Annotated in this window: 17 protein-coding genes and 1 other annotated feature; of the genes, 13 read left to right on the forward strand and 4 right to left on the reverse strand. The window is 28.8% G+C overall.

The window, feature by feature from the left end:
• The first annotated feature begins 4 nt into the window (after nt 1-4).
• The gene (locus TICRE_RS01800) at nt 5-766 is read left to right on the forward strand and encodes a polysaccharide deacetylase WbmS family protein (RefSeq protein WP_075724534.1); all 762 of its coding nucleotides are present in this window, start codon (nt 5-7) and stop codon (nt 764-766) included.
• Between the two features lie 66 nt (nt 767-832).
• On the opposite strand, the gene TICRE_RS01805 is transcribed toward TICRE_RS01800, so the two are convergent.
• The 3 genes from TICRE_RS01805 to TICRE_RS01820 all read right to left on the reverse strand — a co-directional run bounded on the left by TICRE_RS01805 (nt 833) and on the right by TICRE_RS01820 (nt 5,502).
• A complete protein-coding gene (locus TICRE_RS01805) occupies nt 833-2,608 on the reverse strand; it encodes a CgeB family protein (protein ID WP_158016378.1) in 1,776 nt (591 codons plus the stop codon).
• Between the two features lie 4 nt (nt 2,609-2,612).
• The gene (locus tag TICRE_RS12915) at nt 2,613-4,097 is read right to left on the reverse strand and encodes a glycosyltransferase (protein ID WP_332881332.1); all 1,485 of its coding nucleotides are present in this window, start codon (nt 4,095-4,097) and stop codon (nt 2,613-2,615) included.
• 127 nt (nt 4,098-4,224) lie between these two features.
• Entirely contained in the window at nt 4,225-5,502 is a 1,278-nt protein-coding gene (locus TICRE_RS01820) for a hypothetical protein (protein ID WP_075724536.1), read from the reverse strand.
• Between the two features lie 95 nt (nt 5,503-5,597).
• Here TICRE_RS01820 and TICRE_RS01825 point away from each other — a divergent pair, with 95 nt between their 5' ends.
• Nucleotides 5,598-6,212, forward strand: a complete 615-nt coding sequence (locus TICRE_RS01825) for a hypothetical protein (protein ID WP_075724538.1) — start codon at nt 5,598-5,600, stop codon at nt 6,210-6,212.
• A gap of 105 nt (nt 6,213-6,317) precedes the next feature.
• On the opposite strand, the gene TICRE_RS01830 is transcribed toward TICRE_RS01825, so the two are convergent.
• Complete coding sequence (locus TICRE_RS01830) at nt 6,318-6,824, reverse strand: YmaF family protein (RefSeq protein ID WP_075724540.1); 507 nt, start codon at nt 6,822-6,824, stop codon at nt 6,318-6,320.
• A 210-nt stretch (nt 6,825-7,034) separates the two neighbouring features.
• Between TICRE_RS01830 and TICRE_RS01835 the strand changes: the two genes are divergently transcribed.
• From TICRE_RS01835 to TICRE_RS01885, 11 genes are all read left to right on the forward strand, one after another.
• Entirely contained in the window at nt 7,035-7,694 is a 660-nt protein-coding gene (locus tag TICRE_RS01835) for an ABC transporter ATP-binding protein (RefSeq protein WP_198927459.1), read from the forward strand.
• Entirely contained in the window at nt 7,695-10,898 is a 3,204-nt protein-coding gene (locus TICRE_RS01840) for an FtsX-like permease family protein (RefSeq protein WP_075724545.1), read from the forward strand.
• Nucleotides 10,899-11,030: 132 nt separating this feature from the next.
• Nucleotides 11,031-11,549, forward strand: a complete 519-nt coding sequence (locus TICRE_RS01845; RefSeq protein WP_075724547.1) for an adenine phosphoribosyltransferase — start codon at nt 11,031-11,033, stop codon at nt 11,547-11,549.
• A gap of 143 nt (nt 11,550-11,692) precedes the next feature.
• Nucleotides 11,693-11,924, forward strand: a binding site (T-box leader).
• 120 nt (nt 11,925-12,044) lie between these two features.
• Complete coding sequence (locus TICRE_RS01850; protein ID WP_198927457.1) at nt 12,045-13,217, forward strand: ABC transporter substrate-binding protein; 1,173 nt, start codon at nt 12,045-12,047, stop codon at nt 13,215-13,217.
• A 98-nt stretch (nt 13,218-13,315) separates the two neighbouring features.
• Nucleotides 13,316-14,200, forward strand: coding sequence for a branched-chain amino acid ABC transporter permease (locus TICRE_RS01855; RefSeq protein ID WP_075724550.1), 885 nt, complete (start codon nt 13,316-13,318; stop codon nt 14,198-14,200).
• 13 nt (nt 14,201-14,213) lie between these two features.
• Entirely contained in the window at nt 14,214-15,164 is a 951-nt protein-coding gene (locus TICRE_RS01860; protein ID WP_075724552.1) for a branched-chain amino acid ABC transporter permease, read from the forward strand.
• Entirely contained in the window at nt 15,142-15,912 is a 771-nt protein-coding gene (locus TICRE_RS01865; RefSeq protein WP_075724554.1) for an ABC transporter ATP-binding protein, read from the forward strand. The genes TICRE_RS01860 and TICRE_RS01865 overlap by 23 nt, the downstream gene beginning before the upstream one ends.
• A 1-nt stretch (nt 15,913) precedes the next feature.
• Nucleotides 15,914-16,618: an ABC transporter ATP-binding protein gene (locus TICRE_RS01870; RefSeq protein WP_075724556.1), complete on the forward strand. Its 705-nt coding sequence runs from the start codon at nt 15,914-15,916 to the stop codon at nt 16,616-16,618.
• 101 nt (nt 16,619-16,719) lie between these two features.
• Nucleotides 16,720-17,787, forward strand: a complete 1,068-nt coding sequence (locus TICRE_RS01875) for a DNA polymerase IV (RefSeq protein WP_075724558.1) — start codon at nt 16,720-16,722, stop codon at nt 17,785-17,787.
• Nucleotides 17,788-17,979: 192 nt separating this feature from the next.
• On the forward strand, nt 17,980-19,857 hold the full coding sequence (htpG, locus tag TICRE_RS01880) for a molecular chaperone HtpG (RefSeq protein ID WP_075724560.1): 1,878 nt from the start codon (nt 17,980-17,982) through the stop codon (nt 19,855-19,857).
• An 83-nt stretch (nt 19,858-19,940) separates the two neighbouring features.
• On the forward strand, nt 19,941-20,132 hold the full coding sequence (locus tag TICRE_RS01885; RefSeq protein ID WP_075724561.1) for a ferredoxin: 192 nt from the start codon (nt 19,941-19,943) through the stop codon (nt 20,130-20,132).
• Nucleotides 20,133-20,204: the final 72 nt, after the last annotated feature.

The following is a 20,204-nucleotide window of genomic DNA, read 5'->3' on the forward strand; positions in this document are numbered from 1 at the left end:
TAGTATGTCTAGAATAAATAATCATCTTTGGAAAAGTGAACCAATTATATGTTTAACTTTTGATGTTGATTGGGCTTCTGAAGATGCGTTAAAATACTCATATAATATAATTGAAAAATATGGATTTAAAACAACATTTTTTCTAACTCACGAGAGCAAATTTATATTAGAGCTAATAGAAAAAGGAGATATTGATGGAGGAATACATCCAAATTTTTTAATAAACAGCAGCCATGGAAATAGTTATGATGAGGTTATTGACTATTGTACTACTCTACTTCCCCAAGCAGAAGCCTATAGATGTCATCGCTATTTTGATGTAAATGACATTACTGAAACTTTTGCAGAAAAAGGTTATAAGTACGATTCTAACGTATGTACCTTTTTACAAATAGTAGAACCTTTTGTTCATAGGTCTGGATTAGTAAGATTTCCTATATTTTTTGAAGATGGGGCTTATTTATTTCATAGACAAAATTTAAATTTTAAAGAGGTGGGAAAACAATTATTTAATAATCCGGGATTGATGATATTAAATATTCATCCTATGCATATGGCTTTAAACTCACCTGATTTTTATTATATGAGAAAAGTAAAAGATAGTTTGACAAGAGAAGAATGGAACAATTTAAATTATAAGCTATTAGAAAAAATTAGATATAAAGGATATGGTATTAGAGATTTTATTATAGAGATATTTGAATTTATAAAAGAAGAAAATATAAAAACATACACTTTAAATGAAATATATAAAATAATTAGATAAGAGAATGCTCCTTTTGACTTTGTGTTTTAATCTCAAAGCCAGAGGAGCATTTAAAATTAACATATCTTAAACTGTTACTATAGATCTAAAATCTTTAGTTTTTTCTATAACTGTGCATTTTTTCATAAAATCCTTTTCTGTTAATTTCCAGGAATTTGAATCTAAATCTGTTCTTTTAATGGTAGAGTAATTAAACCTATCAGAAGCATATATTTTAAAACCTTCTTTTAAACTATCTTCTAAGAATAAAGTCTCTTCTGATTTAGAATCATCACGAAATTTAACTTTATTAAAAATTTCCTTTTTAAATGTTAAAGTAGATCCATTTACATAATCCATATATCTATTTTCTAAATCAGGATATTGTAATACTAGGGTTTCATAATTTTCTAAATATACATATACACTATATTTACCTACTATATGAGCATTGGTAAATTTAAATGTATTTATAGAATCAGTTAAATAATTTGGTCCATAGTAATCATCTTCAAATTTTGAGATATAATTATAGTTTGATTTTTCAACTCCAAAATTTAGACATTTAGCTAATGAAGTATCTTCAGATAATTTAAATAATTTAATATCCCTATAATACTCTAATTTTTTATTCCAATAGTTATAATCTATACAATCATTATTTATAATTATTATAAGCTCTTTTATAGGATAAGTTTGAGAAAAATAATTGTTTAAAATATTATCTACTGAAGTTTCTAGTTTTGTACAAGCGATTACAGAAACACCTTCCTGCATATCTCTACCTTCATTTAAATTCAATACATCTAAAACTGCTTTTAATCTATGACCATAGGTATGATTATTAAAAACTTCTCTTTGTCCTAGAAGAGATAATCTGTCTCTAAGGTCCTTGCTATTTACTAAACTATTTAAATGTTTTTCTGTATCTTGTTTATCTTTTGATAACATAACTATATTTTTAAAATAATTCTCTACTCCAAAAGAGTAACTGCTTATTGTAGGAATTCCGCATGCTAGTAGCTCAAATACTCTTCTAGCAAATGTTGTAGGGCTAGTATTTGTAGAATTTACATTTAAAAATATATTATACTTTTTATACTCTTTAACCATGTCTTTATAATCTAATGGATTTTTAAGATAGGGTCTGTATTCGTTGGGAAACGAAAATCTATCGTCATTAAGATCGCCAAATCTATCATATATTGAAATCTCATACTTAAAGGCAGGTTTTAACAAATGTTCCATTTCAATACAACGCTCTGGGAACTTTTCATACCAACCACCTGCAAATCCTACTGATCCTATTTTCTCTATATCTTTATTTATAGGATTATGAAGTAGTGGTTGAGCAGCAAAAGGTAGGAGAAAGATATTATCATGACTTAATACTTCTTTATATTTTGAGATACAATCTAAATCTGTAGTGAAAACATAATCAAAATACTTTGCTGCTTGAATAAACACATTAAAGTCATAGGGATCCTCTTTTGCCCAAAATACTGTAGGGATTTTATTGGTTTTGCAATAACTTATTATAGAAAACAAGGTTTGATCTTTAGATATATGAATATCCGCTATTTTGTTTATCCATTCCTGATTATATCCTTGCCATGTTGACTCTACAAATAACAATTTAGGTTTTTTATCTATCATTATTTCTTTCCAATTCTGGGTACCCAATTGGAAAAAGGTGCCTTCATATTTAAAGCATTCATAACTAAATATATCTAAGATACAAGCAATATTAATATTCGCATCAGAATTTCTAGTATTATTCTCAGGATACTTTATCAGAAGCTTTTCTTTAATCTTCTCAATAGCATAGTGAGTATTTTTACTTACAGAATTTTTTATAGTCATAGTATTATACATCTTCTCTTATATTATTGGCATAAGAGATATAATCCTCTACTTTACCAACAACGCTACAATGTTCTTTTATAAAATCATCATCACTTATTTTCCATGTGTGCTGCTTTTTATTAGGGTGGCGAAAGTAGATATGATGATATTTATTTGTAGAATAAATTTTCATATGGTTTTTAATACAATCTTGACAAAAATACACATCTTCTGCAATAGACATATCTCTAAACCTAACACTATTAAAGACTTCTTTTTTAATTACAAGGGTTGAACCATTGCCAAAATTGACAAACTTATTTTCTTCTCCTGGAGTTCGTATGGCTAATATTTTATCTTCCAGAAAATATACAAAATTTGCTGCTTTAACTATGACATCTGCACCCGTAATGTTAAAAGACTTTATAGTATCAGATAAATATTTAGGTCCATAGTAGTCATCATCGTCAAATTTTGCAATAATAGGATGTTTAGCTTGATCAACTGCATAATTCAAACAATTGCCTAGTGAAATATCTTCATTTAATTTAAAAATTTTAATATCTCTATAATCTTTTGATTTATCTATCCATTCATTTAAATTTATATTATCTTTATTTATTACTATAATTAGTTCTTTTTTATTATGATCTTGTCTAATAAAGTTATTTAATATATCATCAAAAGTATGATCTTTGTTAGTACAGACAACAACTGAAACCCCAGAATTGATATATGACTCATGGAGTTTGATTCTTTTTTTTAGATATTCTTCAACATATTGTTGGTAGGGTTTTTTCATAAGATTCCCTCCTGTATTTTTGAATTTCCTTAAAACATGATTATCATATTTAGAATAATCTTTTGGATTAGTAATCTTGTATACATTGATGCATCTTTTTAATATATAATCATTGTCCATTTTCCATGTGTGTTTGTCCTTTTTATTTCGTATATAGACATAGTGATGTCTATTTGTTGAGAAAATTTTATAACCTAGATTTAAACAATCGTTACAAAACTTAATATCTTCTCCCAAACTAATATCATGAAAAGGTATCTTTTCTGCAAGTTCTCTTTTGAACATTAAGGTAGAGCCGGTTACCCTATCTACATATTTATTTTCCTTTGATATATTTTTAATTCCGATCAGCTGTTTTTCCTTAAAATAAATAAAAGTGCAGGCTTTCCCAACTATACCTACATTTTTTAACGATAATAAACTTACTGTATCAGATAAATATTTAGGGCCATAGTAATCATCATCATCAAACTTTGCAATAATAGGATAACTTGAATGTTCTATACCATAGTTCAAACATTTACCCAAGGAATATTTACTCCCAAGATTATATATATGAACATTGGGAGGTAAGCTATAGGGCAAATTAAAACAATCGTAATTAATAACGATAATTAGTTCTTTTTCTATATAATCTTGAGAGAAAAAGTTTTCTAAAATATTGGCAAACATACAAGATTTATTAGTGGAACAAATTACTGATATACCTAAATCCCCATATAAAAAACACCTCCTTTAAAATAATATATTCTATATCCTATAGATGTGTAACAAAAATAGGACAAAAACATATTTTAAGTCTAAGGAAGGTGTTTTAAATTTTCTAATTAAATTAATTAAAGAGTTTAGAAAAAAAAGACTTATTGTTTTCATCTAAAGATTTTTGAATATCACTTAATAGCTCTTCTGTTTTTATTTGCTTAGAAGTTATCGTAGATATAAATGACTCAACGATGTTATAATTATCTAGTAATTGATCGATTTTATTATTTATTTCAACCAATAGATCTCTATCAATTTCCTTATCTTCTTCAATTAATTCCATTGTAATATCCTCTGTTTTTATTTCTTCTGGTGGACTTGTATTATCAGAATATATCTCTAGGCCATTAAGCTTTGGACTATATGAATTGTTAAAACAACTATGATTAATCTTATGGTTTTTAGATGATAAATTAGATGAAACTTTAACAACTGAAATATCATCCCCCATGTTATCTAAAGTGTTTTCTAAAGACCAAGAAATACCATAATCTGTAGAAACAATATATTTCATATTTTTTTGAGATATATATAGTAATTTTAGTTTATTGTCCTCCTGAAAGATTATTGGAGGAAAAGAGGATACTAATATAGGAGTAAGCTTTATTTCTTTCCATTTATGTTTTTCTTTTCCAGTAGAACTCATTTGTAGATATTTTATTTTATATCCACCCTTGACTTCTTCTAGAGATATACAATGTAAATTATTAGCTAGGTCTATAAATAAAAAAGGAACTAAATTATGGATATTATCTAAAGACAATTTTGGGGGCTCGGGCACCCAAGCTTTTGTATATAGGTTATAGAAGGTGTGATGTACCCTTGATGTTCCACTTAAATCATTTGAATAGAACAAATGAATCGTACCATGATTATCTAAATCTAAAGTAAAATGACTAGAGCTTCTTTTGGATAGATATCTAATTATATTACGTCCACTCCCATTTCTTCCATCATAAATCACATGTTGGAGAGACCAGATATTAGAGTTCATTAAATTAGAATAATTATAGATAATGTGAAGTTTATTATCTACTATTAATATTTCTATTTGATTATAGATATTTGATTTCACATCAAAATTAGATATTGTAGATTTTAACCATGTATCATCAATATATTTGTAGTAATTAAGATCCCCAGTATCTATTAGTGCAACAAGATGTATAGTATCTTGAAGATCAATAGATGCAGAAAAGAGTTTAATCTCTTCATCTTGAAGAGTTTCAGTGTTTAAGAGGTTAAGAGAAGAGTCTAATATGTTATAGGTAATCTTCCCATTTTCTAATTTAAACACAAATGTTTTGATTTCTGAATCTATAACAACATTAGTATTTTGCTTAAACAATTAATTCACCTCCAAATAAATTTAGTAGCACATTTACCTATATAGACATAATATGTTAGTAGATGTAAAATTATTAAATTAAAGGGGTGGAAAGTATGACTGATTTTAATATCAATGAAAGAGTGGAGGAAGTACTTGGAGTGTTAGACCATGACTGTATAATAGTCGATAAGGTATTTGCATCTTGTCAACAAAGAAAGTGTTTTCCTCAAATTGAAGTGGAGATATGTGATAAAAAAACTTATGAAAGAGTAAAATTTAGGCCAGGATTTATAGTTCCAGGTACACTGGTAATCACAGACATAGAGTCAAGACCTAACTTTAGAAGGGTGAGATTGACAATAAGGATTCCTTTTGAAGTACTTGACTCTAACGGAAATGTGATAGCAGAAGGATTTTTACCAGATATACAAAAAGATGTAATATTATATGTACCTGACTCAAGAGATGAGTTTGAGTTTAGAATAGTTGTAGAAACAAGCTCCGATACATTACCAATGCCTATACAAACAGGTAATAAACTAAGTTTTCCAGTAGGGACATTTATCATAATTAAAGTGGTAGGAACAGTACAACTTTTAATACCAGCGTTTGGATATTGTCCAACACCAGGTCCATGCGAGGAGTTTAGCCCAGAAGATATATGTGATACTTTTGAGTATCAAGAATTCCCACCTTTCTTCCCAGACCAATTACAAGAACCATGTTAGACAAAAAATAGAAGAGCTAGCTCTTCTATTTTTTGTCTAACATGATATCAAATAAAAAAAATGGATTCATAAGAATCCATTTTTTTTATTTGATATCTATAAACACTATTTTCTAGAAACCTTAATCATTTTGCTGTGTTTATATAGTTTTTTAGTAGATATCTTTGGAGATTTTGGAGTTCTTTTAGACCTCATAACTTTTTCAGGATTTATATCTTCAAATGTAGAAGAGCTTACTACTGGAGGTAATTTTTTAGTAGAACTCTTAATGGAATTGACTGATGTAGCAAAATTAAGACTATGGATATGGTCATCACTACTATCTGTATATGAATCTATATTATGGACATGTATTCCATTTCCTATGGGTATTGCTCTGCCTGTATATATATTTATAGAATGAAAATGGTTAGTATTGTCGGTAACACATAGTATTTGATGTTTATGATCTCCCTTGCCTATTGAAATTGCTTTTTCAGTAATACCTTTTAAATTGTGATTATGTGTTTTACAGTGGATACTAATTAAATTAGTATCTGCCGAAAATTCATGAATATGATTTGAACTTAATTTTCCACTATTATTTTCTATAGAAACATCATTTATATTCATATGGATTCTCCTTTTCTTATAATTTACTTACATTATATGATATGTTACCTTTAAAATATTGCTACATAAATGGAAAAAAACATATAAGAGATTAGTTAAGTTTTGTAATTTAGCAATGAAAATATGATATAATGGGTAAATATAAATACGAAAGGAGGGAAAATATTGAGTAATTATATTGAATTTAATAACGTTAAAAAAACTTACACAATGGGAGAAGTGGAGATAAACGCCCTAAATGGAACGAGTTTTACTATAGATAAAGGGGACTTTGTAATAATAGCTGGAGCAAGTGGAGCGGGAAAGAGTACTATTTTAAATATTCTTGGAGGAATGGATAGGACTACTTCTGGAGAAATCATAGTAGATGGAAAGAGAGTAGATAAATTAAGTGACAAAGAACTTATCACATATAGACGACATGATATAGGTTTCGTATTTCAATTTTACAATCTAGTTCAAAATTTAACTGCTATTGAAAATGTAGAACTTGCAACTCAGATATGTAAAGACCCTTTAGATATAGAAGAGGTAATGGAGTCTGTAGGTCTTACATCTAGAAAAAATAATTTTCCATCTCAGCTTTCAGGAGGAGAACAACAAAGGGTTGCTATAGCTAGGGCTTTAGCTAAAAACCCAAAACTACTTCTTTGTGATGAGCCTACAGGGGCACTGGATTACAATACGGGTAAAGCTATACTAAAACTCTTACAAGATACTTGTAGAGAAATGGGGATGACGGTTATAGTTATAACTCATAATCTTGCAATAGCTCCTATGGGAGATAAAATAATAAAAGTAAGAAATGGGAAAGTAGAAAGTCAGGAGATAAATAAAAATCCTACTCCAGTAGAAAGGATTGAATGGTAATTGAAAAAGAGAGCACTTAAAAAAGATATATTTAGAAATATAAAAGGATCTCCCGGTAGATTTATAGCGATAGTAGCTATTATAGCACTTGGGGTTGCATTTTTCTCTGGACTTAAAATAGCCCCAGAAGATATGAAATTTACGGCAGATAAATATTATGACGACTATAATCTTATGGATTTAAGAATTGTTTCAAATCTTGGTCTTACAAATGAAGATGTAGATGAGATAAAAAAGATAGAGGGTGTTAAAGAAGTAAGTGGTGCTTACACACTAGATGCTTTAGCTAAGGCTGGAGAAAAAGAGATAGCCTTAAGAGTCCATAGTTTTAAAGATAAGGATGGGATAAATACTGCAAGACTCCTTAAAGGAAGATTTCCCGAAAAAGAAGATGAGTGCATAATAGAAGTAGAAAATCAAAACTTATTGAAAGTTGAAATAGGATCAAAGATAAAGCTTGTTTCAGGTAAAAAAGAAGCTTTAGAGGAAAGTTTAAGAAATACAGAATTTACAGTAGTAGGTTTTATTCAAAGTCCTTACTACCTTTCATTTGAAAAGGGAAGTACCAATATAGGAAATGGTCAGCTTAGAGACTTTATAATGATACAGGAGGAAAACTTTAAAACCGATATATTTACTGATATATTTGTAGGTGTAGAAGGGGCAAAAGAATTAAATTCATATAAGGATGAATATTTTGATGTAGTAAATCCAGTGGAAAAAAGAATCAAGGCAATTTCTAAAGAAAGACAAGAGATAAGATATAAAGAGATTTACACAGAAGTAAAGGAAGAATTAGATAAAGGTAGAAGAGAATATGAGGAAGAGGAATCTAAAGCTCAAAGAGAATTAGATAAAGCTTTAGAGAAAATCGAAGAAGGAAGAATAGAAATTGAAGATGGAGAAAAAGAATTAAAAAGAAATGAAAATAAGTTCTATACTGCCATAAAAAATGGCAAGGTAGAAATAGAAAATGCAGAGAAAAAAATTAAAAATGGAGAAGCGCAGTATCAAAAAGGATTAAAAGAATTTAATGAAAATAAAGAACAGGCTCAACCACAGTTCCAAAAGGCAGAAAAAGATTTAAATAAGGCAAAATCAGCAATAGCTCTTTTAGAAGGAAATATATCTCAAATAGAAATGGCCCTTAAAAACCCAGAACTTCCAGAGGAAGAAAAGATAAATTTAGAATCACAGTTAAAGGAATTGAAAACTACTCTTTCTAATACTAAAATTCAATATGAAACAGGTAAAAAAGAACTAGTTAAAAACAAAGAAGAATTAAGAATTGCCCAAAAAAAATTAAATGATACTAAGGCACAATTAGATTCATCTAGAAATAGACTGGAAAATGAGAAGGCAAAGTTATCTAGTGAAGAAAAAAAAGGTGAAAAAGAATTTCAAAATGCCAGAGCTGATTTAACTAATGCTAAAAAAGATTTAGAAGCAGGAGAAAAAGAATATAAAGAAGAAAAGCAAAATGCAGAAGAAGAACTAGATAAAGCTCTAAGAAAGATTGAAAAAGGTGAAAGAGATTTAAAGAAACTTGAGAAAGCTAAATGGCATGTTTTAAATAGAAAAAAACATTACTCTTATGTAGACTATGGCCAGTCCGCAGATAGAATAGACGCCCTATCTAAGGTGTTTCCAGTATTCTTTGCACTTGTTGCAGCACTAGTAACTTTAACTACGATGACAAGAATGGTAGATGAACAAAGAATAAATATAGGTACCTTAAAAGCCTTGGGTTATCGTAAAAAAGATATAGCTTTTAAATATATATTCTATGCTTTTATAGCAACTACTATAGGTGTTATAATTGGTATAGCAGTTGGATATACAGTTTTTCCAATAATTATATTTAATGCATATGCCCTTATGTATGTAATGCCTCCAGTTATATTAAATTTTAATTTTAAATTGGCAGGATCCATAGCTTTAGCTGCTATAGCATTAACTACCGGCACTTCATATATCGCTTCAAGCAATGAGTTAAAAGAAAATCCTTCCTCTCTTATGAGACCCAAGGCTCCAAGACTTGGTAAAATGATTTTATTAGAAAAGATGCCAATTATATGGAATAGGTTTAATTTTAGCTATAAAGTAACAGTTAGAAATCTATTTAGATATAAAAGAAGGTTTTTTATGACTATATTTGGAATAGCGGGATGTACGGCTTTAATCTTGGCTGGTTTTGGAATCAAAGACTCTATAAAAACTGTTGTAAATGAACAATTTGGCAATATATTTTCCTATGATATGCAGGTAGGTTTAGATTCCGAAGGGCTAAAAGTCTTAGATAAAGAAAAATCTATAGAAGAGTATAAGTTAACTTTCTCTGAAGGTGGAAAGATATCTTTTGATAATAAAGAAAAGGATATAAGTATAATAGTCCCAAGAGATACAAAGAATCTGAATAAATTCATTCAATTAAAGGATAGAAAAAGTGGTAAAGATATAGACTTAAATGATGGATTGATTATAACAGAAGGTATGAGTAGAACCTTGGAATTAAAAAAAGGTGATGTAGTAGTATTATCTAATAGTGATGCTAAAAAGATAGAAACAAAAGTAGGAGGAATAACAGAAAACTATACATCAAATTATATTTATATGACACCAGAAAAATATAGAGAACTGTTTAAGGAACCATTAGAATACAATGAAGCCTTAGTCATACTTAAAGATGACTCTAAGGAAAATGAAGAACAGATAACTAAATCATTAATCAATAATGATGGAATAAACAATATTGGTGTGTTATCTACAGATAGAAAGAACTTAAAAGATATAATAACGAGTTTAGACTATGTAGTTATTTTAATGACATTTTCAGCAGGAGCGCTAGCTTTTGTAGTACTATATAATCTTACAAATATAAATATAAGTGAAAGAATAAGAGAGATTGCAACTATAAAGGTATTAGGTTTTTATGATAGAGAAGTATCAGCTTATATATATAGAGAGAATGTCATATTAACTATTATAGGTACATTTACAGGTCTTGTTATAGGTATATTTTTACACAGGTTTATAATAGAGACAGTAGAGATGGAAAGCTTGATGCTTGGACTAAAGCTTCATAGAAATAGTTATATATATGCCAGTATACTGACTATATTATTTTCTTTAATAGTAAATATTGTAATGCATTATAAACTAAAGAAAGTAAAGATGGTTGAATCTTTAAAATCGGTAGATTAAAAAATGGAGCTTAGGATTTTCCTAAGCTCCATTTTTTAATTTATATAAATATTTAAATATATCAAAAAACATTTAAATATGATAAACTAATATAGCAAACACAGAATTTATTTTAAATATGGAGGGAATATTTTGGATCTTAAATCGAAAATTAGAGTAATAGAAGATTTTCCTATAGAAGGGATTAGTTTTAAAGATATAACAACACTTATTAAGGATAAAGATGCTTTTAAAGAAGCGGTAGATAAATTTGTAGAAGATTTAAAAGGGAAAAACATAGATTATATAGTAGGGCCTGAAGCTAGAGGATTTTTATTTGGTGCAGCGGTAGCCTATGTATTGGGAGTAGGGTTTATTCCAGTTAGGAAACCTGGAAAACTTCCAGGAGAAACATCAATAGATGAATATCAATTAGAATATGGAACTAATTCTTTAGAAATTCATACAGATGCATTTGAAAAAGGTGAAAGAATTGCTATTGTAGATGATTTACTTGCCACAGGCGGAACTATGCTCTCTGCTGCTAAACTTATAGAGTCTTTAGGTGGAGAGATAGTAGCTATGGAGTTTTTGATAGAGCTTGAATCTTTAAATGGAAGAGAGAAACTAAAGAATTACTATACTAATTCTTTAGTAAAATACGACAGATAGACAAAGAATTACAATTGAAAATTTTTCTTAAAAGATGTCTTTTATTAAGTATAAACATAATTTTGAAAAACTATTGACTTTTTTAATATAAAATGATATTGTAGTTAGAAATAACAAAACTTTAAAACAATTCAATATATTATATTAATACTAAGATGAAGAAAAGTCTATTTTAAGCAAATTACAGAGAACTGGGAAAGATGAGAACCAGGATTATGCTAAATAGAACTTTATCGCTTCAGAGTTTCATGACTGAAATAAGTAAGTTATGACGTCAGCCTACGTTATAAGGGAGGGTTTAGTTGAACCCCGTGAGATAATGATTCGTGAGAACATTATAATCTAGAGTGGTAACGCGCTATATGCGCCTCTATTATGTATACATAATAGAGGCTTTTTTTATTTAGGAGGTGGTTAATTTTATTAAAGGTGATAGTTTGTTGAAATATGATTTTGTACAAAAAAATAATTACAAAATTAAGGAGAGATGAAAAAGTGAAAAAGACAATGACTTTATTTATGGCTTTAGCATTGATGGTTAGTGTTTTAACAGGATGTGGGGCGAAAGATACTGGAGGCTCTGGAAAAGAATCAGACACTATTAAAATAGGACTTAATTATGAATTATCAGGAAATGTTGCTACCTATGGACAGTCATCAGTAGCAGGTATTGAACTTGCTATAGATGAGGTAAATAAAGATGGTGGAGTTTTAGGTAAACAAATTGAACTTATAAAAGTTGATAATAAATCAGATAGTGCAGAAGCTGCGAATGTGTCCACCAGATTGGCTACTAGAGATAAAGTAGTGGCTATTTTAGGACCTGCAACATCAGGTAATACAAAGGGAGCTACACCTCCAGCAATGCAAAACAAGGTTCCACTTATTTCATCATCTGCAACAGATGACGATGTTACAGTAGATAGCAATGGTAAAGTAAGAGAATATATCTTTAAAACTTGCTTTAATGACTCTTTCCAAGGTGTTACAATGGCAAATTTTGCATTTAACGATTTAAAACTAAAAAATGCTGCAATTCTTTTTGATAATACTAGTGATTATGCAAAAGGATTAATGAATAGTTTTAAAAAGACATATCCAAGTTTAGGTGGAAAGATACTTGTAGAAGAAACTTATCAAGCAAAAGAAACAGATTTTAAAGCAGTATTAACAAAAATCAAATCTACCAATCCAGAAGTTATTTATATACCTGGATATTATGAAGAAGTAGGATTAATTGTTAAGCAAGCAAGAGAATTAGGAATAGAAGTTCCAGTACTAGGCGGAGATGGTTATGATTCACCAAAGTTACTAGAAATTGCTAATAAAGATTCATTACACGATGTTTACTATACAAATCACTATTCACCAATGGATACTGCCCCAGAAGTAGTAGCATTTAAAGAGGCTTTCTTGGCAAAAAATGGGAAAGATGCAGATGCCTTTAATGCTTTAGGATACGACTTAGCAAAATTCCTAGTTGATGCAATAGATAGAGCAGGGGAAGCTAATTCTGAAAAGATAAAAGATGCTTTAGCATCAACTAAAGATTTTAAAGGAGTAACAGGTAGTTTATCTATAGATGAAAATCATAACCCAGTAAAAGCAGTAACAATTCTTGAATTAGTTGATGGAGAACCAAAATTCTTAAAGAAATTAGAACCATAAAAATTAGTTTAAGCATCAGATGGAGATCTCCATCTGATGCAAAGTTATTAAAACTATTAGGGATTTTCTAATAATAAAGGAAAAAGAGAGTGATGATTATGGAAGAGATTATTCAACAAATTGTAAATGGAGTATCCCTAGGTAGTATTTATGCATTGATTGCCCTTGGATATACAATGGTTTATGGAATTATAAAATTAATAAATTTTGCCCATGGAGATATTTATATGATTGGAGCCTATGTAGGTTTTGCTTTAACGACATTTTTAAAGTTAGGATTCTTTCCAGCGCTAATCTTGTCTATGGTGATATGTGCTATATTAGGAGTAATAATAGAAAAAGTAGCTTATAAACCTATTAGAAACTCTACTAGAATTGCAGCTTTAATCACAGCTATAAGTGTATCACTATTTTTAGAATATGGAATGATGTATTTTTTTAAACCAGATACAAGAACATTTCCAAGCCTATTACCAGATAAACAAATAAAAATATTTAATACAGATGCAGTATTGGACATTAAAAATGTTTATATAATCGTTGTTACCATTTCTTTAATGTTACTACTTCAATATGTAATTCATAGAACGAAGGTAGGAAAAGCCATGAGAGCCGTATCCTTAGATAGAGATGCAGCACAACTTATGGGAATAGACATCAATAAAACCATATCTAATACATTTGCAATAGGATCAGCATTAGCAGGTGCTGCAGGAGTATTAGTAGGAACTTATTATAATTCGATCAATCCCCTTATGGGTGTAGTACCAGGTTTAAAGGCCTTTGTTGCAGCTGTAATTGGTGGAATAGGAATCATACCAGGAGCTGTGTTTGGAGGATTTTTCTTAGGTATAACAGAGACAACTATCAGTTCATTAGGTGGATCTTTATATAAGGATGCAGTAGCCTTTGCAATATTGATATTAGTCCTCTTATTAAAACCCAATGGTTTTCTAGGAAAAGATGTAAAAGAAAAGGTCTAATGGAGGGTTTAACGTGAAAATTTTAAACAAGAAAAATATTCTCAGCATTCTAGCAATATTAATTGTATATGCTATTGTTGAGCTTTTAACACACTTAGGTGTAATAGATTCTTATATTCAATTAAATTTAATCCTAATAGGAATTAATATCATTTTAGCAGTAAGTTTAAATCTTATAACAGGATTTACAGGACAATTTTCTCTAGGACATGCAGCTTTTATGTCCATAGGAGCATATACTTCAGGAATTGTCACTGCAAAATTAGGACTTCCATTTATTGTGGGAATAATTGCAGCGGCAGTTGTTGCATCCATAGCAGGTATAATAATTGGCATTCCAACTTTAAGACTTAGAGGAGACTATTTGGCTATAGCCACTTTAGGATTTGGAGAGATAGTAAAGATAATTGCAATTAATAATGACTATATTGGTGGAGCAGTAGGGCTTAATGATATACCTCAATATACAAATTGGACATGGACTTATTTTTTAGTAGTTTTAACAGTTTTTATAATCTATAATTTTATAAAATCATACCATGGAAGAGCTTGTATAGCTATAAGAGAAGATGAGATAGCAGCAGAAGCAATGGGGGTAAATACTACTTATTATAAAATATTAGTATTTACTATAGGTGCATTCTTTGCAGGCATTGCAGGAGCATTATATGCAAATTATTTTTCATTTATAAAACCAGATTCATTTGGCTTTATGAAATCAGTAGATATATTAGTAATTGTAGTATTTGGAGGATTGGGAAGTATATCAGGTTCAATAATTGGAGCTATAGCTTTATCTTTAATTTCAGTATTTTTACAAAATATACCAGAACTTAGAATGGTAATATATGCAGTAATACTATTTTTAATAATGGTATATAGACCACAAGGAATTATGGGGAATGTAGAATTAAAATTATTTAATAAAAAGGGTGGTTTAAATGGATATGCTGGTAGTAAATAATTTATATAAATCTTTTGGAGGAGTAAAAGCAGTATCGGATATAAATATGACTATAGATGAGGGAGAAATAGTAGGTATTATTGGTCCTAATGGAGCTGGAAAGACTACTTTTTTCAATCTGCTTACAGGTATATATAATCCTAGCTCAGGAGATATAGTATATAAACTTAAAGAAGAAGTTTCAGCTAAAAGTTTTAAACCATTTAAGATGACTAAATACGGTGTAGCTAGAACTTTTCAAAATATAAGATTATTTAAAGATATGACAGTATTGGAAAATGTATTAATCGGATATCATAATAATTTTAAATATGGAATACTATCTTCTATATTTCATCTTTCTTCTTATTTTAAAAATGAGAAAAAGGGAAATGAAGAAGTAACTCAGTTATTGAAAATATTTGATCTTTATGATAAAAAAGATACTTTGTCTAAAAATCTTCCTTACGGAGAACAAAGAAAACTAGAAATAGCTAGGGCTTTAGCATCTAAGCCTAAACTGTTATTATTAGATGAACCAGCAGCAGGCATGAATGCCAATGAAACTAAAGAATTAACGAAGCTTATCAATTGGATAAGAAAAGAGTTTGACCTAACAATAATTCTTATAGAACATGATATGTCACTTGTAATGGATATTTGTGAAAAACTATTTGTCTTTGATTATGGAAGATTAATAGCTCAAGGAAATCCAGAGTCTATTCAAAAAAATCCAAAGGTTATAAAAGCCTATTTGGGTGGTGAGTAAGATGTTAGAGCTAAAGGATTTACATGTTTATTATGGTGGTATTCATGCACTAAAGGGTATTGATATAAAGGTAAATGAAGGTGAAATAGTAACACTTGTTGGAGCAAATGGTTCAGGGAAAACGACAACGCTAAGAACTATTTCAGGTCTTGAAACATTGAAAAGTGGGAATATATTATTTAAAGGAAAAGACTTAAAAAAAGTTACTGCTTCAGAAATAGTTAAAATGGGAATATCGCATGTTCCAGAGGGCAGAAGAGTTTTTGCAGATATGAGCGTATATGAAAATTTAGAAATTGGAGCTTTCACTAGAAAAGATAAATCTGAAATAGAAAAAGATATTCAAAATATTTATTCTCTATTTCCAATTTTATATGAGAGAAAAAACCAAAGTGCATCTACTTTATCAGGTGGAGAACAACAAATGTTAGCTATTGGAAGGGCTTTATTATCTAGACCCGAATTACTATTATTAGATGAACCTTCCATGGGACTTGCACCTCTAATCGTAAAGGATATATTTGATATAATTGTAGACATCAATAAAAAAGGAACCACAATACTATTAGTGGAACAAAATGCAAATATGGCACTACAATGTGCTAATAGAGCATATATAATAAAAAATGGGAAGATAGAATTAGAAGGAAAAGCATCTGAACTTTTAAACCATGATGAAGTTAAAAATGCATATCTTGGAGGATAGAAAAAACTGCAGATAATTTCTGTAGTTTTTTCTATGTTAATAGGAAGAATGTTGAACATATGATATAATTAAAGTGATATCAATAAAAGGGTGAGGACATGATGGAGTATAAATTACCTGAAGATTTATGTATTCTTCATATAGATATGGATGCTTTTTATGCTTCAGTAGAAGAGAGAGATAATCAAAGTTTAAAAGGAAAACCTGTAATAGTAGGTGGTAGTAGTAATCATGGAATAGTTACTACTGCAAACTATGAAGCTAGAAAATATGGGGTGCATTCTGCCATGCCTATATTTATGGCAAAACAAATGTGCCCTAAGGGTATATTTGTACCAACAAGAATAAAAAGGTATAGAGATGTGTCAGAAGAAGTTTTTAGTATATTAAATAGGTTCACAAATGTATTGGAGCAAGTATCAATAGATGAAGCATATCTTGATATATCAAATATTTCTGGAGAAAAAATAGAAACTTGTTTTCAAATGAAAAGAGAAGTGTTTGAAAATACTGGGCTTACACTTTCTATGGGACTATCCTTCAATAAATTTTTGGCAAAATTGGCGTCAGATTGGAATAAACCAAATGGGATGAAGATTATAATGCCTAGTATGGTCCCAGAAATACTTTTACCTTTACCCATTGAAAAGATTCATGGTATTGGAAAAAAAACTACTAAAAAACTTAATGATATAGGAATTTATAAAGTACAAGACTTAATAGAACTATCAGAAGAATTTCTCATAGAACTCCTTGGAAAGCATGGAACGGAAATTTATTATAGAATAAGAGGAATCGACAATAGAAATCTTGAAACTGAAAGAGAAAGAAAGTCATTGGGAACAGAAACTACACTTGAAATAGCCACTAGAGAAAAAAACATTTTAAAAGAATATCTTTATGAGTTTTCCTTAGAAATAGAAGCAGAACTAAAAATAAAAAGAATCCAAGGAAGAACTATTACTTTGAAAATAAAAGATGAAGTCTTTAAATCTAAGACTCGAAGTAGAACTTTAGATTATAATATAAATAGTGCAAATGACATCTATACACTCTCTAGTATGTTATTAGATGAATTAAATTTAGATAAAAAGATTAGGCTAATAGGTATTAGTATATCAAATTTTTCAAATTCAGATAAAATTCAACTTTCGCTATTTAATTTTTAAAAAATTTACTTTTTTATTAAAGTGTCTATTTAACTAATAAATACATATTATTAAAATAATAATTAAATATTTAGGATTGTTCTTAAATTAAAATACCATTTTATATTTGACTTTAAAAAATAAATATGATATAAAATAACCATTAGCAATCTAACACATTGACTGCTAAAAAATAAGCAAAGGGAGATTATTATGGAAAAAAGAGAATTTAAAGCAGAATCTAAAAGATTATTAGATTTAATGATCAACTCAATTTATACAAACAAGGAAATATTTTTAAGAGAACTTATATCTAATGCAAGTGATGCTATAGATAAATACTATTATAAAGCTCTTACTGATAGTGATATAAATTTTAATAAAGAAGATTTTTTTATAAATATATCAATAGATAAAGAAAATAGAGAGCTTACTATAAAAGATACTGGAATTGGTATGACTAGGGAAGAATTAGAAGATAATCTAGGTATAATTGCTAGAAGTGGATCATTTAATTTTAAAAATGAAAATGATAAAAAAGAAGATATAGATATTATAGGGCAATTTGGTGTGGGATTTTACTCAGCATTTATGGTTTCTGATAGTGTGAAAGTAAAAACTAAAGCTTTAGGGGAGAATGAAGCATTTTTATGGAAGTCTAGTGGAGCAGAAGGATATACTATAGAAAGCACTACTAAAGAAAAAATTGGAACTGAAATAGTTCTTAAGATAAAGGAAAGTACAGAAGATGAAGATTATGATGAGTTTTTAGATGAATATACTATTAAGGCTCTTATAAAAAGATATTCAGACTTTATAAGATACCCTATTAAAATGATGATAACTAAACAAAGACAAAATGATGATTCTAAGGAGTATGAAGAGTATAAGGAATTAGAGATAATAAATAGCATGGTTCCTATTTGGAGAAAAAATAAAAACGAACTTGATGAACAAGATTATGAAAACTTTTATAGAGAAAAACATTTTGGAATGGATAAACCACTTAAAACTATTCATTTTAATGTAGATGGAATGGTTAGCTATAGATCGATTCTTTTTATACCATCTAATACTCCTTATGACTTTTATACAAAAGAATATGAAAAGGGACTCGAACTTTATTCAAGTGGAGTTTTAATAATGGAAAAATGTTCAGAACTTATTCCAGACTATTTTAGCTTTGTAAAGGGAGTAATAGATTCAGAAGATCTTTCTTTGAATATATCCAGAGAAATGCTCCAAAATAATAGAGAGTTAAAGCTTATAGCTAAAAAAATAGAAGAAAAGATAAAGGACGAATTAAAATCTCTTCTTGAAAATGAAAGAGAAAAATATAAAGAATTCTTTAAAAACTTTGGTAAGGGAATTAAATTCGGAGTTTATAATGACTTTGGAATGAATAAAGAAAAATTACAAGATCTTCTAATGTTTTATTCATCAAAAGAAAAAGACTTGGTTACATTAGATGAATATGTAGAAAAAATGAAAGAAGATCAAAAATATATTTACTATGCAAGTGGAGATTCAATAGATAGATTAGACAAACTTCCACAATCTGAAATAATAAAAGATAAGGATTATGAAATCCTTTATTTAACAGAAGATGTAGATGAATTTGCTATTAAGATTTTAATAAGTTATAAAGATAAAGAGTTTAGATCAGTTTCTAGTGAAGATTTAGGAATAGAAGAAGATAAAGAGAAGAAAAAAGAAGAAGAAAAAACAAATGAAGCAAATAAAGATTTATTCCTTTCTATGAAAGAAATTCTAGGAGATAAAATAAATGAAGTAAAGTCTTCAAAAAGACTTAAAAACTATCCAGTTTGCCTTTCCAGTGATGGAGATATTTCTATTGAGATGGAAAAGATATTGAGTAGTATGAGTGAAGATAGTAGTATTAAAGCTTCAAAAACACTAGAGATAAATGTAAATCATGATATATTTAATACTCTTCAAAAGGTATATAGTGATGATAAGGATAAGTTTATTCTTTATACTAATCTTCTCTATGATCAAGCTCTTTTAATAGAAGGACTTCCCATAGAAGATCCTATTGAGTTTAGTAAAAACATTTCTAAATTAATGTAATTATTAAAACATCATCTTGTATAAAGAGGAGAAAGATAATATAATAAAATTGTATCTAAATATTGATTTATGGAGGGAAAAAAATGAAAGCTGTAGTAGATAGAGACGCTTGTATTAGCTGTGGTCTTTGTGCGACCATATGTCCTGAAGTATTTGAGTTAGATGATGAAGATATTGCGGTTGTAATTGCAGATCCAATACCTGAAGATGCAGTTGATAGTGCAAAAGAAGCGGAAGAATCTTGCCCGACAGAAGCAATAAGTATTGAAGAATAATACTTAAAAATATAAACATATAGGCAGTCCATTTAAATGGACTGCCTATATGCTGTCCCTTAAACACATCTG

The sequence above is a fragment of the Tissierella creatinophila DSM 6911 genome (genome assembly GCF_001940565.1).
Taxonomy (GTDB): Bacteria; Bacillota; Clostridia; order Tissierellales; family Tissierellaceae; genus Tissierella_A; species Tissierella_A creatinophila.